14 protein-coding genes are annotated in these 16,388 nt (G+C 40.8%); all 14 read left to right on the top strand.

The genetic code is table 11. The annotated features are described in order from the left end of the window. The 14 genes from C5Q96_RS03285 (at nucleotide 1) to C5Q96_RS03220 (ending at nucleotide 16,329) form a co-directional block, all read left to right on the top strand. On the top strand, nucleotides 1–279 hold the full coding sequence (locus tag C5Q96_RS03285) for a YlxR family protein (RefSeq protein ID WP_106056992.1): 279 nt from the start codon (nucleotides 1–3) through the stop codon (nucleotides 277–279). Between the two features lie 3 nt (nucleotides 280–282). Next, a complete protein-coding gene (gene infB, locus C5Q96_RS03280; RefSeq protein ID WP_106056991.1) occupies nucleotides 283–3,075 on the top strand; it encodes a translation initiation factor IF-2 in 2,793 nt (930 codons plus the stop codon). 1 nt (nucleotide 3,076) lies between these two features. Then, on the top strand, nucleotides 3,077–3,451 hold the full coding sequence (gene rbfA, locus C5Q96_RS03275; protein WP_106056990.1) for a 30S ribosome-binding factor RbfA: 375 nt from the start codon (nucleotides 3,077–3,079) through the stop codon (nucleotides 3,449–3,451). Between the two features lie 3 nt (nucleotides 3,452–3,454). Beyond that, nucleotides 3,455–4,447: a DHH family phosphoesterase gene (locus C5Q96_RS03270; RefSeq protein WP_106056989.1), complete on the top strand. Its 993-nt coding sequence runs from the start codon at nucleotides 3,455–3,457 to the stop codon at nucleotides 4,445–4,447. Next, nucleotides 4,434–5,426 carry a tRNA pseudouridine(55) synthase TruB gene (gene truB / locus C5Q96_RS03265; RefSeq protein ID WP_106056988.1) on the top strand — a complete coding sequence of 331 codons (993 nt, stop codon included), beginning with the start codon at nucleotides 4,434–4,436 and terminating at the stop codon, nucleotides 5,424–5,426. The genes C5Q96_RS03270 and truB overlap by 14 nt, the downstream gene beginning before the upstream one ends. A gap of 1 nt (nucleotide 5,427) precedes the next feature. Continuing rightward, nucleotides 5,428–6,363 (top strand): bifunctional riboflavin kinase/FAD synthetase, encoded by a 936-nt coding sequence (locus C5Q96_RS03260; protein WP_106056987.1) that lies wholly within the window; start codon nucleotides 5,428–5,430, stop codon nucleotides 6,361–6,363. Continuing rightward, entirely contained in the window at nucleotides 6,344–7,819 is a 1,476-nt protein-coding gene (locus tag C5Q96_RS03255) for a vWA domain-containing protein (protein ID WP_106056986.1), read from the top strand. The genes C5Q96_RS03260 and C5Q96_RS03255 overlap by 20 nt, the downstream gene beginning before the upstream one ends. Before the next feature lie 32 nt (nucleotides 7,820–7,851). Further along, entirely contained in the window at nucleotides 7,852–9,351 is a 1,500-nt protein-coding gene (locus C5Q96_RS03250; protein WP_106056985.1) for an ATP-binding protein, read from the top strand. 12 nt (nucleotides 9,352–9,363) lie between these two features. Then, nucleotides 9,364–10,137 carry a leucine-rich repeat domain-containing protein gene (locus tag C5Q96_RS03245; RefSeq protein WP_106056984.1) on the top strand — a complete coding sequence of 258 codons (774 nt, stop codon included), beginning with the start codon at nucleotides 9,364–9,366 and terminating at the stop codon, nucleotides 10,135–10,137. 13 nt (nucleotides 10,138–10,150) lie between these two features. Then, nucleotides 10,151–10,849 carry a YoaK family protein gene (locus C5Q96_RS03240; protein WP_106056983.1) on the top strand — a complete coding sequence of 233 codons (699 nt, stop codon included), beginning with the start codon at nucleotides 10,151–10,153 and terminating at the stop codon, nucleotides 10,847–10,849. Further along, nucleotides 10,830–11,513 carry a DNA alkylation repair protein gene (locus tag C5Q96_RS03235; RefSeq protein WP_245905593.1) on the top strand — a complete coding sequence of 228 codons (684 nt, stop codon included), beginning with the start codon at nucleotides 10,830–10,832 and terminating at the stop codon, nucleotides 11,511–11,513. Before C5Q96_RS03240 ends, C5Q96_RS03235 begins: the two co-directional genes overlap by 20 nt. A gap of 132 nt (nucleotides 11,514–11,645) precedes the next feature. Next, nucleotides 11,646–11,912, top strand: coding sequence for a 30S ribosomal protein S15 (gene rpsO, locus C5Q96_RS03230; protein ID WP_106056982.1), 267 nt, complete (start codon nucleotides 11,646–11,648; stop codon nucleotides 11,910–11,912). 150 nt (nucleotides 11,913–12,062) lie between these two features. Continuing rightward, nucleotides 12,063–14,180: a polyribonucleotide nucleotidyltransferase gene (locus C5Q96_RS03225; protein WP_106056981.1), complete on the top strand. Its 2,118-nt coding sequence runs from the start codon at nucleotides 12,063–12,065 to the stop codon at nucleotides 14,178–14,180. A gap of 124 nt (nucleotides 14,181–14,304) precedes the next feature. Continuing rightward, entirely contained in the window at nucleotides 14,305–16,329 is a 2,025-nt protein-coding gene (locus C5Q96_RS03220) for a DUF2207 domain-containing protein (protein ID WP_106056980.1), read from the top strand. The last annotated feature ends 59 nt before the right edge of the window (nucleotides 16,330–16,388 follow it).

Genomic DNA, 16,388 nt, shown 5'->3' with positions numbered 1-16,388 from the left:
ATGGCTCTAAATGAAAACAGAGAGCCAATGCGTAGATGCATTGGATGCAGGAGTTCACATCCAAAAAGAGAAATGTTTAGGTTTACATGCCGTGGTGTGGAAATCTATGAAGATATAACGGGAAATGACGAAGGCAGAGGCGTTTACCTATGTAAAAGGGAGTCATGCATAGAGTCTGCCCGTAAGAATAGAGCATTTAACAGGGCTTACAAGAAGGCGATTGATGATAAGAGCCTCAGCGAGCTTCTCGTAAAGATGCTAGAGAAAACAAGGAGGTAGCGGATGACGAAAAAGGTAAATGAGCTGATGACAGAGCTCGGTGTGTCATATCAGGATATTAAGAAAGCAGCTGATACGATGGGCATCGAGGTAAAGTCGGAGCGCACAAATCTCGCTCAGAAGGACGCTGATAGATTGAATGACACAATTAGCAAACTGAAGGGACTGGATTCAAAATCCGATAAGAATAACAACAAGCCTAAAATTAAGGCTGTTCCAATAATTAGCAAGGATTTTGCGCATAAACCTAAGGCACCAGTAGGAAAGCCAATGCCACGCAAGGCAGAATCTACAGATGGTGAAGTTGATGAAGTGAAAGCAAAATCAGAAGTGAAGGTGACAGTAGATAAAGAGGTAAAAGCTGAGGTGAAAGCGGAAAATGCAGAAGCCAAGCCTAAGACTACTAAAAAGAAAACTGCTGTTAAGGAAAAGCCATCCGATGAAGTTAAAGAATCAAAGGTAGCGAATAAAGAAAAGGCAGTAGCGTCAAATGAAGATGCTGAAAAGGCTGAAGGAAAGCCTAATAAAGGTGAGGAAGCAGCTAAAGAACCAGAGAAAAAGATAGAGAAAAAAGAGGAGTCATATGAAAATGCTCCTAACAAGCCAATGCGCTTCAAGAAGATTTTCGATGCATCATCAGCACCAAAGGAAGAGCCTAAGCCTGCTCGCAAGAAGTCTTCCGACAAAGACGGACGTAAGGACAGTAAGAAGGATGAGCGTGGCGGCAGAAAGAACGATAAGAGAGATGGACAGAGCAGAAATTCTGACTCAAAGCAGAGCAGAAGTTCATCAAGACCTCAGAGTTCAGCTGCTGCAGATGCACCTATGGCAGATAAGCCACAGACTAAGGGCAAGAGCAAGAAATTCTTTGACAAGGATAAGGATAAAGATCGCGATAAGTTCAAGCATGAAAAGCGCAGTGAAGGAAGAAACAGCAAGTCTCGCTTCTTTGATGAGAGAAACCTTGAGAAGCAGGTTAAACACAGAAAGAAGAAGGCTCCAAAAGTTACTGAGCCTGAAATAGAAATCGAAGAACTACTTCCAGAGGGTGCAGTGGCTGTGACCGTTCCGATTACTGTTGCTGGTCTAGCTGAACAGGCAGAAATTTCTGTCAGCAAGATTATCATGTCGCTCATGAAGCTTGGAATAATGGCTACTGTAAACCAGACTCTCGATAAGGACACCGTTGAGATGCTCGGAGAAGATCTCGGGATGCAGGTTGTAGTAACAGAAGAGAAAGAAGAAGTTGTTGAAGAAGGTCTTGACCTACGAGAGGACAAGGAAAACGAGTTAAAGCCTCGTGCACCAATCATTACCGTAATGGGTCACGTTGATCACGGTAAGACTTCGCTTCTCGATGCTATTAGAAATACCAACGTAACGGCTGGTGAGTCTGGAGGTATTACACAGCATATTGGTGCTTCTGAGGTTAAGATCAATGGCAAGAAGATTGTTTTCCTAGATACGCCAGGGCACGAAGCATTCACTACAATGCGAGCTCGTGGTGCTCAGGTAACTGACATCGCTGTACTAGTAGTTGCGGCAGATGATAGCGTTAAGCCACAGACAATAGAATCTATTAGCCACGCGAAGGCAGCAAACGTTCCTATGATTGTTGCCATCAATAAGATAGATAAGCCAGGCGCAAATGTTGACAGGGTTAAGAAAGACCTTGCTGACCGTGGTGTACTTGTTGAGGATTGGGGCGGAGATGTAATAAGCGTTCCAGTATCAGCTAAGAAAGGTGAGGGAATTACAGACCTCTTGGAAATGATCCTATTACAGGCTGAGGTTCTCGAGCTTCGTGCAAATCCAGACAGGCTTGCTATGGGAACTGTAATTGAAGCAAGACTCGACAAGAGCAAAGGACCAATTGCTACACTCCTTGTTACTAATGGAACTCTCAAGGCTGGACAGAGTGTCGTTGCTGGTACAACATCAGGTAAGATTAGGGTAATGACTAACTTTAAGGGAGAAGCAATTAGAAAGGCTCTTCCTGCTACACCTGTTGAAATACTTGGACTTTCTGATGTTCCTATGGCAGGTGACTCATTTAATGCTGTTAAGGATGACAAGGTCGCTAGAGAGATTGCAGAGAGTAGACAGGAGAAGATGAGAGAAGATGTACTTGCAAAAAATGCAAGCACTACACTAGAGAAACTTTTCTCTCAGATTCAGGAAGGCGAGACAAAGGAACTCAACCTAATCATCAAAGGAGATGTACAAGGTTCCGTTGGTGCTATTATTTCATCGCTTGAGAAGTTAGATACTGAGGACGTGCGAGTAAATGTAATTCACTCAGGTGTAGGTACAGTTACAGAATCTGATGTAATGCTTGCTGAAACTTCAGGGGCTATCATCATAGGCTTTAACGTAAGGCCAACGACCGCAGTTCAGGCGAGAGCAGATGATGCGGAGATTGAAATCAGAACATACCGTGTAATCTATGACATCATCGATGATGTACAGAACGCTATGAAGGGTATGCTTGATCCTGAGTATAAGGAAGAAATTCTCGGTAAGGCTGAGATAAGAGAGACATTTAAGGTTCCAAACATCGGAATTATCGGCGGTGCGTATATCGTTGAAGGTAAGGTTAAGAGAAATGCTCAGGTTCGTCTCGTAAGAGATGGTATCGTAATTCACGAAGGCACGATTTCTTCACTTCGCAGATTTAAGGACGATGCTAAGGAAGTAGCTCAGGGCTATGAGTGTGGTATCGGAATTGAAGCATACAATGATATCAAGCCTATGGATATTATCGAGTGCTTCCACATGGTGGAAATAGAGAGGTAACATGGGAAAGAATTACAGACAGGGGAGACTCGGTGAGGAAATTAAGAAAAGCATCTCAGGATATTTACTTAATGGCATCAAGGATCCAAGACTTTCTACTAGGATAATCACCATATCAGCTGTTGAGGTGTCGAGTGATGGAAGCTATGCGACCGTCTTCTTCACACCTCTCACGCTGAGCGGAGAAGATAGTAACGAAGTTAGCAAAGAGGTTCTAAGTGCATTCAATAATGCGAAGGGTCTATTTAGAACTAAAATATCTCACGACATAAAGCTTAGACATGCTCCTGAGCTCAATTTTAAGCTAGATTCATCGATGGAATATGGTAGACATATTGATGAGATTATCGATGAGATAAATAAGCCGGAAAGATAAATAATGACAAATAATACTTATAAGGAAATAGCTTTAAAACTGCATGGTTACGACAAGGTTCTGATTTTTCCTCATGTAAACATGGATGGGGATTGCCTTGGTTCATCAGCTGCGTTATGCCACGCGCTTCGCGGCTTTGGTAAAGAGGCTTATGTCCTTGCCGACGATGTAACCCCTCGCAATCTGGATTTTCTAGAGAGTGGTGTGGTTACTAGAGATTATGATGTATTTGATGAATATGACCTTGCTATTCTTGTGGACTGTGGAAGCAAAAGTAGGATAGGAGAAAGAGCGGCCGTTTTTGATAGAGCTAGAGAAAATGCGGTAATAGATCACCATGGGGTGTCGGAAAATGATACAGAGTTCAACTTTGGAATCATCGAACCGAGCTCCGCAGCAACTGCTGAGCTCATCTATCTGATCGCGAGCGAGATGGGAGCAGAAGTTACACTGCGCATCGCACAGTGTATTTTTGCTGCCATAAGTACTGATACAGGAAGCTTTCAGCACTCAAACACCACTGCTAGAACTCATAAAATTGTGAGTGAGATATATGAGGTTCCGGGCTTTGATGGTAATAAGATTGCTCAGCTTTTATATAATAGAAAGTCGCTAGGTGCAATTCAGCTTGAGGGCAGGGTTATCTCTGAAATGGAAACTTTTAGCGGTGGCAGGATTATCATGAGCGCCGTAACTCAGGCTCACTTGATTGAAACTGGCACCCTAATGAATGAGTCTGATGGTATAATACAGAAACTCATGAGCATCGACGGTGTTGAAATAGCTTGTGTTCTTAAGGAAACAGACGATAAGACTGTTAGAGCAAGCCTAAGAGCTAAATCTTATGCAAACGTTGCACGTGTTGCCAAGAGCTTTGGTGGAGGCGGGCACATTCGTGCGGCGGGATTAACTTTTGAAGGAACTATATGTGAAGCAAAAGCTGAGATTGCTAAAGCTCTCGAGGCTGAACTTGTTAGGTCAAATGATGAAAAATAGCGGTGTTATAAACATTAATAAACCTGAGGGCTACACATCTCACGATGTAGTAGCTAAACTTAGGCGTAAGCTCGGAATCAAGCGAGTTGGACACACTGGAACTCTCGATCCGATGGCGACGGGAGTTCTTCCTATTTGCTTTGGCAAGGACACGAGACTAATTGAATATTACGATCACGATTGGAAGACTTATGAAGCAGAATTAGAGCTTGGTAAGATTACAGATACATTAGATATTACCGGCGATGTGCTTGAAGAGCGCGAAGTTAAAGATATTACATCAGAGGACATCGAATTACTTGCTTGTAGATATAGGGGTACGATCACACAGATTCCACCTAAATATTCGGCGCTAAAGGTTAATGGACGTCCTCTGTACAAGTATGCTCGCGAAGGGCAGGAAATAGATATCGAAGCGAAAAAGCGCCATATAGAGATAAAGCATTTTGAATTTAATTTTATAGATATCGATTTAAAAAAAGTATCTTTTATCGTAACTTGTTCGAAGGGCACATATATAAGGAGTATTTGTTCTGAGATAGGTGAATTGCTAGGAGTTGGAGCGACGATGACTAAGCTTGTGAGAAGGAAGAGTGGCGTATTTACAGACGAATCATCATATGATCTGGAGCAGGTGCTAGAAATGAGTGAGTCAGAATTAAATGATATTATCATCAGCGGCGAATCTACTATTGTTAATCTCAGAAAGCTTGTGCTTAAAAACGGTAGCGAGCCATTCTATTTTAATGGCAGAACTATAGAAAAAAAGTACTATATGACTTATGAGGAGGCCTGCGATGCTATCAAGCAAAAAGAAAAATTAGTTAACAAAGGGAGTTTTGATATCGCAGAGGACGAGCTAAACTTCTTCAGCGACATATACAGACTATATGGTGAAGAAGGTGCTTTTCTAGGAACTTGCCTGATGAAAGAAGATGGCAGCCTGAAACCAGAGAAAGTAATGGGTAATAGAAATTAATATGAAGGTGTACAGATCACTTGCAGATATTAATATAGATTTTGAAACGTCAGTTGCATTGGGTAATTTTGACGGTGTCCATATAGGACACCAGAAGATTTTAAAGTCTGCCGTTAAGCTGGCAGCAAAGCTTGGTGTAAGGCCAGCTTGTTTTACATTTTCAAATCATCCACGCGAGCTATTTGGGAAGACTGGTGGTGGCGTACTCTTTATTGCTAATGATGATGAAAAGTTGCAGCTTTTTGAAGACGCAGGAATTGAAGTAGTGTTCGATGTGCCATTTGATGAAGTTACGATGAATATGTTGCCAGAGGTATTCATTAAAGATATTCTATGTGATAAGCTAAAGGCGAAAGGCGTATCTTGTGGCTTTAATTACCGTTTTGGTACAAGGGCTAGTGGTGACGACAATTTGCTCCTTGAACTTGGTAGTATATACGGATATGAAACTAGTATAATTCCCCCGGTTAAAGTTGGTTCTGAAATAGTTAGCTCAACTGCCATAAGAAAATACATAGAAGCCGGGGATATCACAAAGGCTAATGAATATCTCGGTAGACCATTTACCATCAATGGCACTGTGATTCACGGAAATCATATCGGTTCAAAAATAGGATTTCCGACAGCTAACATTGAACTTAGTTCGACCAAGATATCGCCTATGAATGGAGTGTATTTTACACGCACCTCAGTGGGTCTTTCTACTTTTAATAGTGTGTCTAACGTCGGTAATAAACCGACTATTGGTGATTATAATAAATCTATTGAGACGCACATATTTGGCGTAAATGAAGAATTATATGGAAGAGAGATAAAAATTGAATTTCTTAGGCTTCATAGACCAGAGGTTAAATTTAAAAGTATAGAGCTGCTCACCGAACACATCGCTGATGATGTAGAATCAGCTAGGAGATTCCATGGTGTCAAAGCGCTTTAATAATGAACATAAAGATAGAGAATTAAATAAAGATGCGATTTTAGCAGAGAAGATAATTGCCGCAGCACAGGACAAGATCGTCGCAAGCATGCGGTTTATGGACTCTGCTGTTTTTGCGCTCAAAAAAGAAATTGCGCTCGATAAGAAGGGTGTTTTCATGGTAGATGGAACAACGCTGTACTATAGTAGCGATGAGATATTTGCTAGAATGAAGCGCGGCCTTTCTTCTTTCACACATGATTATATGCATGTTCTTCTTCACTGCATTTTCAAACACTACTATGTGAGTGAGAAGGTAAATAGACTATACTGGGATTTGGCATCAGATATTGCTGTTGAAGAAATGATTGAGTCGCTTGGAGCACCCTGCTTAAATACACCTGAAAGCAGTGAAAGAAGAGATGAACTTAAAAGAATTAAAGCTAAACGAGGGAGGCTTTCGGTTGATAGACTATATAAGTCTTTTGTAAATGACCCACCGATTGAAGCTGAAGTAGGGCTGATGCGAGAACTATTTACAGTAGATGATCATTTGCTGTGGTACGGAGCTGATAAGAGTTCGAATAAGCCAGTTGAAACTTCCGAAGCGAGTGATGATGAGTTAGAAAATTCTAGTCTGCAAGATCAGGAGGAAAATCAGCAGCGAAGCTTCGACGATGATACTGATACGAAGTTTAATATAACGAGCATAGAGGAGTTAGGCAATAATGAAGAATGCGATGGTGCAGCGCTGCTATCTGACCAGGATTGGGATAAGATTCGAGAGACGGTAAAAACCGCACTCGAAATGGATGATGCAAGCTTCGGTGACGTTGGTGGAACGATGAAGCGAGAGCTAAGGTATGCTGAGGAGAAACGAATAGATTACAGCACATTTCTCAGGAAATTTGCTGCCAATCATGAGACTCTTAAGGTCGATGACGATTCATTTGACTATATCATGTATACGTATGGATTAAATAGGTATAGAGACATGCCACTCATCGAGCCCCTCGAGTACAAAGACGAGAAGAATATTCGTGACCTCGTTATAGCAATTGACACATCAGGATCCACGGATGGTGAGCTAGTGAAGAAGTTTGTTGACAAAAGCTTCGAGATACTTTGTAACAACGATGTTATCGGAGCTAAATTTAACATTCATGTGGTACAATGTGATGCAGAGATTCAGGATGACACAGTGCTTAAGAACCGGGATGATGTGGATGGTTTTCTGCGCAATTTAGAAATTAAAGGCCTTGGCGGTACAGATTTTCGCCCAGTATTCCATTATATAAATGAGCTCATACGTAAGAAGGAACTAAGAAATCTAAGAGGTCTGCTGTATTTTACGGATGGAAAAGGGACTTACCCAAAACGAAAGCCGGTGTACGACACTGCATTTATATTCGTAGATGATGATGCATGCGGCGATGATGTTCCGGCGTGGGCGATGAAGGTGTATTTTGACGAGTGAAACATATCTAGGTATGTGGAAATGGAGATAAATTGAATATTCAAGAAGCAAAGAATCAGGTGAAATATGCAGTTATTTCATACCTATCAAAAGATGAATTTGGAGAATATAAGATTCAGGTTGAGAGGCAGAGACCAATATTTCTCGTAGGACCACCGGGAGTTGGCAAGACTGAGATTATGTCACAAGTGGCAGAGGAAATGGATATCGCTCTGGTGTCATATTCTATGACGCACCACACTAGGCAGAGTGCAATAGGACTGCCTTTCATTTCTGAACATCAGTATGGTGATGATAGCTATAGGACTACGGAATACACCATGAGTGAGATCATTGCTAGTGTGTATGACAAGATGGAAGAAACTGGTAAGAGGGAAGGAATTCTCTTCTTAGATGAAATTAACTGTGTATCGGAAACACTTGCGCCCGCAATGCTGCAGTTTCTTCAAATGAAAGTATTTGGCCGCCATAGACTTCCTGAGGGCTGGGTGGTCGTAACGGCAGGAAATCCTCTGGAGTACAATAACTCGGCAAGGGAATTCGATCTTGCAACACTCGATAGACTTAAGAGAATTGATGTAGAACCGGAGCTTGATCCGTGGCTCGTATATGCTAGAAATAATGCTGTTCATGCTGCAGTACTAAATTATTTAAGCATCAAAAAAGATGACTTCTATAGTGTAAGGCTTACGGTCGATGGCAAGCTCTTTGTAACAGCTAGAGGATGGGTAGATCTATCTGAGATGATCTACCTATATGAACAAAACGATATCGAAGTTAATCTCGCACTGGTGAGCCAGTATATTCAGGATGAGAGAATCGCTCGCGATTTTACTTCGTACTACGATTTGTTTTATCGCTATAGGAGAGAGTATGATATCGCTGGAATTCTTGCAGGTACAGGCTTTGATAAAGCGGCTGCGAAACTCGCAGATGCCCCGTTTGATGAGCGCATTATGGTCGTCAGATTATTAAGTGATGCTCTAGGCTCAGAATTTAGACGTGAGTTTGTGAAATCTGCAGTTATAGATGAAGTAGTGAGCCGTATTAAGATTCAAAAGGATGAATTACTAGGTGCAAAGCTTGATAAAGCTGCTCATATTTTGAAGCTTATATCCTCCGATATGGAACTTGATTTAGAGGATCGTAAGAAAGCACACTCTATATCTAAGATGAACGAGAGAATTGCAAGAAAGTCTATCCAGACCATGAGAGACATCATGCACAATGTCATGGGTGGAATAGGTGAACCTTCGTCAGTTATTACTGGTGAGATGAGTAAACTAAACGATGAGAGAAATGCTCTTGTAAAGTCGGTGCAGGATCGCCTCAGAAACTCATTTAATTTTATAGAAAGCTCTTTTGAGGGAGATAACGAAATGATGATATTTGTTAGAACTCTTTCAGAAGATAGATATAGTGCGGGCTTCCTAGGGAAGCATGGAAGTGAAGAATACTCGAGGTGGAGCAAGGGGCTTATGATGAGCGACAGGGAGCAGGAGCTTACCAGAGAGATTGAAGGTTTAGAATAGTAAGGAGTCTGTATGCCAAAGCTAATAGCAGGACACACACTTATCAATTATGATGAAAATGTGTCACGAGTTGTTATTCCTAAATTCGTGTTTGCGATAGCAGATAGGGCGTTTAGCGAAAGAGGACAGATTAAAGCGATTGAAATGGGAGAATCGGTCAAGAGCATTGGTAATTACGCTTTTAGAATGTGTTATAGCATGAAGGAGATAATTCTGCCACAGACTGTAGATGAGTTTGGGAAGGGTGTATTTGAGAATTGCTGGGCTCTTGAAAGGGTTGCAATTCCAAAAGGAACTAAGGTTATTGATGATGAGATGTTCATTGATTGTAACTCTCTAATCGAGATTTATTTACCGAATAGCATTGACGTGGTAGATGATAATGCATTCAGCAGGGTCCCTAAACTGACGACGCTACATATGGGTCCGGAGAAACTTGAAGTCCTCCCTGAGGCTATCAGAGATGTTGCGGTTCTTTCTTATTTGGAAAAACATAGCAGTGATGATGTAAGTCAGGAAAAGCCTAATGAGTCAGAATTAATCTACAGATATATCGACGAACATGGTGATAGGCTTACGAGAAGGGCTATTACTGATTCTAGAACTCTTGCGATAAGCTATATGGTTAGAAGAAATCTAGTGAAATCAGCCTTCATCAGCGAACTCGTGGATATGGCTGCTAGTCAAAGAAGCTCTGAAATTGTTGCCCTTCTTATTGATGAACAAAATAAAATTCAGAGAGAGGAGTCTGAGCAAGCTGAAGAGGCATGGAATCCATTTGCTTAGAGTAGGGGGAAATATGAAAAAGGAGTTTGAAACTTCTGAATCAATGAGAATAGGAATACTGCTTGCAATATGCGGTGGATTTATGGATGCTTATTCATATACCTGCAGGGGTGGAGTTTTTGCTAACGCTGCAACTGGTAACATAGTACTGCTTGCAATCAGCCTAGGTAATCACAATATACGAAATATATTTCATTACCTAATACCTATAGTTTCATTTGCAGGGGGAGTTATGATTTCCCAGCACGTAAAAATAATTCGCAAAAATAGACCGACAAGACTTCATTGGCGTCAGGTCACTATTTGTTTCGAAATCATTGCTATGTTTGTAGCAGGATTCCTACCACAGGAGTATAACCTACTTGCAAACTCACTTATATCGTTAACGTGTGGTATTCAGGTTGTGACTTTTGCAAAAGTGCGTGGATATACTATTTCTACTACGATGTGTACGGGAAACCTCAAGACAGGAACCATGAATATAAATATGTACATGGCGACAAAGGATTTTAATTATATACGAAAGAGTCTTCATTACTATGGATGCATAATGTTTTTTATATGCGGGGCAATCATCGGGGACTTCTTTACGCGAAGAATTCATGAATCGGCAGCGTTCATAGTTGTACTGCTATTACTCATCGCTAATATAATGATGTTCTTCAATAGTAAGAGCATCGAAAGGAAATGCCGTGAAGATAAAAGAGATTAGAAGCAAGCTTTTTGATATGCAGGACATTGACTATAAGAAATTCCACTGCAAGCTAATTCCAGGGGTTAATCCGGATACAGTAATAGGAGTTAGAACTCCAGCACTGAGGAAACTCGCAAAGGAAGTTTTTAAATCTGGTGATTATGGAGAGTTCATAAGCGACCTTCCTCACGAGTATTATGAAGAGCTTAATCTCCATGGGATGATCATCTGTATGATAAGTGACTATGAAGAGGCTTTAAGTGAAATAGATAAGCTGCTTCCATATGTAGATAACTGGGCAACCTGTGATTTGCTCAGCTTTAAGAAAGCATTCAAGGGTAATCTGAATAAACTTGAAAATGAAGTTAAGAGATGGATTTCATCGGGTGATACTTATACCGTTAGATTTGGAATTGGAGTACTGCTGGAGTTCTATCTCGATGATGCGTTTGATCCACAATATCTGGAATGGGTGGCAGGAGTTAAATCTGATGAATATTATGTGAGGATGATGCAGGCGTGGTACTTTGCAACTGCACTTGCTAAGCAATATGACGAAACGATTCCATATATCGAGAACAAAAGGCTTGATGAATGGGTGCATCGCAAAACCATTCAGAAGGCAAAAGAGAGCTATAGGGTTAGCGATGATACAAAAGCGTATCTGAATTCACTAAAGTAATTTGCTCGAAAACTAGACAGATACACGTATGTATGATAGTATAACAAAGTAATTTTTTATACCCTTGCTTCGGCTACACGTTACTCCGAACGGTGGCGATGTGAGGGCGGATGACCAATAGGAGGAGAAACGATGCTTACAAAGGAAAAGAAGCAGGAAATTATCAAAGAGTATGCTACTAAGGAAGGCGATACGGGTTCCCCAGAGGTTCAGGTTGCGATTTTAACTTACAGAATCAACGATCTTAACGGACACCTCAAGGAGCACGCTAAGGATTACCATTCAAGAAGAGGTCTTCTTAAGATGGTAGGACAGAGAAGAAACCTACTTAAGTATCTTAAGGATGCTGATATCGAGAGATACAGAGCACTTATTGCTAGACTCGGCCTCAGAAAGTAGTAATATTATCTGACAATATAAGCGGGATGTGTATCCCGCTTATTTGTATATAGGAGGGAATAATCCCGAAGTCAATCTAATATAATGATTGACTTGCAATGCGAATCTTATTAGTAAAATAGTACGATTAACAGGAAGGAGTTGTTAATTATGGGAAGATTCACTGATTATCACACATTTAGAACAGCACTAGGCGGTAGACTGTTACAGCTTGAAATTGGAAAGGTTTGTGAACAGGCAAACGGCCAAGTTACAGTTAGATATGGGGATACCGTTGTAAACTGTACAGCTACAGCTTCGAAGCAGCCAAGACAGGACATTGATTTCTTTCCTCTAAGCTGCGACTATGAAGAGAAGATGTATGCTGTAGGAAAAATCCCTGGCGGATACATCAAGAGAGAAGGAAGACCTGGTGAGCACGGAATTTTAACTTCTAGGCTTATGGATAGACCACTCAGACCTCTATTTCCAAAGGGGTTTAGAAATGATGTTTCAGTTGTTGCAGTAGCTATGAGCGTTGATCATGACTGCTCGCCTGAAGTTGCAGCTATGATTGGTTCATCTGTTGCCCTAGCTACATCTGACATTCCTTGGGATGGTCCTACAGGATCTGTAAAAGTGGGAAGAGTAGATGGAGAGCTTATCATCAATCCTACATATGAGCAGAGAATGAAGTCAGATATAGACTTAACAGTAGCTGGAACTAAGGAAGCTATCATGATGGTTGAAGCTGGTGCGAATGAAGTTTCCGAGAGTGACATGCTTGATGCAATCATGTTCGCTCATGAAGAGATCAAGCAGTTATGCGTATTTATTGAGGAAATTGCTAATGAAGTTGGCAAAGAGAAGATGGAATACGTAGTTTTCAAGGCTGATGACGATGTTGATGAAGCCGTTCGTGCTTACGCTACAGACAAGATGATTGAAGCGATAAAGACATTTGATAAGCTTGAGCGTCTCGAGAATATGGAGAAAGTCGAGACTGAAACTCATGAACACTTTGCAGAGATTTTCGAAGACAGGGATAAGGAAGTAGGCGAGGTTCTATACGCCATCAAAAAGGAACAGGTTAGATCAATGATCCTTGATGAAGGTGTAAGACCAGACAATAGAAAACTAAGTGAGATTAGACCTCTATTCTCAGAGACAGGATTCCTGCCAAGAGCACATGGTACAGGACTATTCAAGAGAGGGCAGACTCAGGTTCTATCAGTCGCTACACTTGCACCTCTATCAGAGGCACAGGATTTAGATAGCATTGATATCGATAGAACTACCAAGAGATACATGCATCAATATAACTTCCCAGGTTACTCTACAGGTGAGCCAAAGCCACCTCGTAGCCCAGGCAGAAGAGAGATCGGTCACGGAGCACTCGCTGAGAGAGCGCTTCTTCCTGTAATTCCAAGCGAAGAGGAATTCCCATATGCAATCAGAGTGGTATCGGAGGTTCTATCTTCAAACGGATCATCTTCGATGGCATCAACTTGCGGCTCTTGCCTTGCTCTGATGGATGCCGGTGTTCCAATCAAGAAGCCTGTATCAGGAATAGCGATGGGTCTAATCGAGAGAGTCGAAGAGGATGGAAGCAGTAGATATGCAATTCTATCTGATATCCAGGGCATGGAAGACTTCCTCGGAGACATGGACTTCAAGGTAACTGGTACTCCTGATGGAATTACTGCAATTCAGATGGATATCAAGGTTCATGGTCTATCTAGAGAAATTCTAGAGCAAGCACTTGAACAGGCTAGAGTTGGTAGAGCATATATCCTTGAAAGCATGCTAGAAGAGATTGCTGCACCAAGAGCTGAACTATCACCATATGCGCCAAGATGCATCTCGATGAGAGTGCACCCTGACAAGGTAAGGCTAGTAATTGGACCTGGCGGCAAGAATGTTAACAAGATTGTGGAAGAGACAGGCTGCAAGGTTGATATTTCTGACGACGATGTAGGTCTAATCAGTATCTATAGCTCCGATGAAGCTAGTGCTGCTAAGGCTAAGTCTATGATTGAGTATCTTACAGCTGATGTAGAAGTTGGCAAGACTTATGAGGGTGAAGTTAAGAGAATTATGAACTTCGGTGCATTTATCGAAATTCTCCCTGGTAAGGAAGGTCTGCTACACATCTCTAAGATTGCTAACCATAGAGTTGACAAGGTTGAAGATGTAATGAACATTGGAGATAAGGTTGTTGTCAAGGTAACTGAAATCGACAATCAGAACAGAATCAATCTATCTAGAAGAGAACTAGTAGAAGACTAATTCTTATTAAATAAGTATTAAAATGAGCATAGTGGTTTTACCGCTATGCTTTTTTTGATATTATTAAAGACGTACTTTATTGGTATAATATCAATCTAGATGATTAAAACTGAAGGGGTTAACTATGTATCATAAGGCATTTAGGAACATGCTTAGTAAAATAACTCTGATTCTGGTTGTGATATTTGTGGTTACAATGGGTATAGCTATCAAGAGTGATGTTTATGGGAGTTCTTCTTATAATTCATATTCTAATTCTTACTCTAGCTCATATACAAACTACTACAATCAAAATCAAGCATCGCCATTGGCTGAGCAAGATTATACTAGGTCAGGATATACTACAAAGATCTTTGATGTAGATGTAAAGGTTAATAAGGATTACTCATATGACTTCACTGAGACGATAAAAGTCGATTTTAGATATGCAAAGCATGGAATTATTAGAAAAATTCCTATTGCTAGTAACTATAAGATCAAGGATATCAGCGTTGAAGGTGGTGATTTTAAAGTAACTAAGGATAACAACGTTAACATCAGGATTGGGAGTGCTCATTCTTATGTGACGGGTGAGAAAACATATGTTATAAAGTATAAAATTTATAATTATATACAAAGTAATCAAGAGAATAACATTTATGTAGATGTACTTCCATCAGGATGGGAAACATCGATTGCATCTTCAAAAATCAATGTTTCACTTCCAAGTGATTTCAAATACACCGAGATGAAGGGATATGCAGGTTCATATGGTTCATCTACTGAGGATAATAGCAAGTGGACATATGATAAAGCGAATAACACATTGTCATATGAAGATGCTGCTATAAGCTCTAATTCTGGAGTAACGCTGATGGTCAAGACACCGGATGGTTACTGGGTTGGGGCTCCAAGCAAAGCATGGAGTAGTGTCGCAAACGCTGCAGTACTCGTCATCTGTCTTATATTATTAATTTATATCAAGGTTACAAGAAAGAAGGACGCAGATATTGTCGCACCTATAATGTTCAATCCGCCTGAAGGTATAACACCAGCTGAGCTTGGATATCTCGCAGATGGTGTGATTGATAAAAAGGACATTACTTCATTATATCTATACCTAGCATCAAAAGGATATATACAGATTATTGAAGGGGAGAAGAAAAAAATAACCATAAAAGCTTTACAAGCACCGAGCGATGAACCGGCATTTGTAAAGAAGATGTATAATGCAATATTTGATGAAAAATCTGCTCCGGCGGTGGGAAGCACGATTAGCATAAAAGAGTCTGGAAAATCAATCGGAGAGTCATATGACACGATTAAGTCGCAGCTAAAGGATAGATATACTGGAGATAAGGCTATTGTATCTACCGCTTCGGATGCGAAGGGGATTTTTGCTACATTTATTGCTGCGATAGGTTATATACTTAGCATTGTGTTCAGTGCATATAGAGCTGGTTCCGTCGATGTTTTGTTTGGTTCAAAATATGGTGGTATAATGGCCATTTTCGTAATAATCTTCGTATTGGGTATTTGGGCATCGATATGGCTTCTGATACTTCGTAAGTTAAATGATGCATTCTTCTATCGCAAATCTTTAGGTCCTGGCAGTTTAACTTTTAGGGTTATTGTATGGCTATTAATTTATTTTGTGTATATGAGCACCCTGATAAACTCATTGTATTTTGCCGGCAAAGGTGAAGGGGAGATGTACTTATTAATAATACTCGTCGTATATACAGTCGCTATGCCTTTCCTGTTGTCGAATATCCAGAGCAGAACTGAATACAACCGCAAGGTTTATGGCGAGATACTGGGATTCAAAGAATTTATAGAAACTGCTGAGCTTGATAGAATCAATGAACTTGTAGAAAGCGAACCTTCTTACTTTTACAATATTCTGCCTTATGCATATGTTCTAGGACTAACGGATAAATGGATAAATAAATTCAATACCATCAAGATCCCTGAACACGCTGGATTTAGCTCATATAACGCAACTACGTTCGATTACATGAGGATGAACATGATAATGAACAGCATTCAGCATAGCACGTATTCTGGAATTGCTGCCGCACATGCTGATAGTGGTGGTGGAATCGGCGGATTTGGTGGTGGTGGTTTCTCTGGCGGAGGCTCCGGTGGTGGCGGAGGCGGCTCTTGGTAGAGGCTGTATCACAAGATAAATTAAGTACGTTTCATATGTTGAAGTAAGTGTACTGATGT

This window comes from Mogibacterium diversum (assembly GCF_002998925.1).
Taxonomy (GTDB): Bacteria; Bacillota; Clostridia; order Peptostreptococcales; family Anaerovoracaceae; genus Mogibacterium; species Mogibacterium diversum.
Note: the sequence above shows the minus strand (reverse complement) of the source record. Positions and strands in the feature narration are given on the sequence as shown.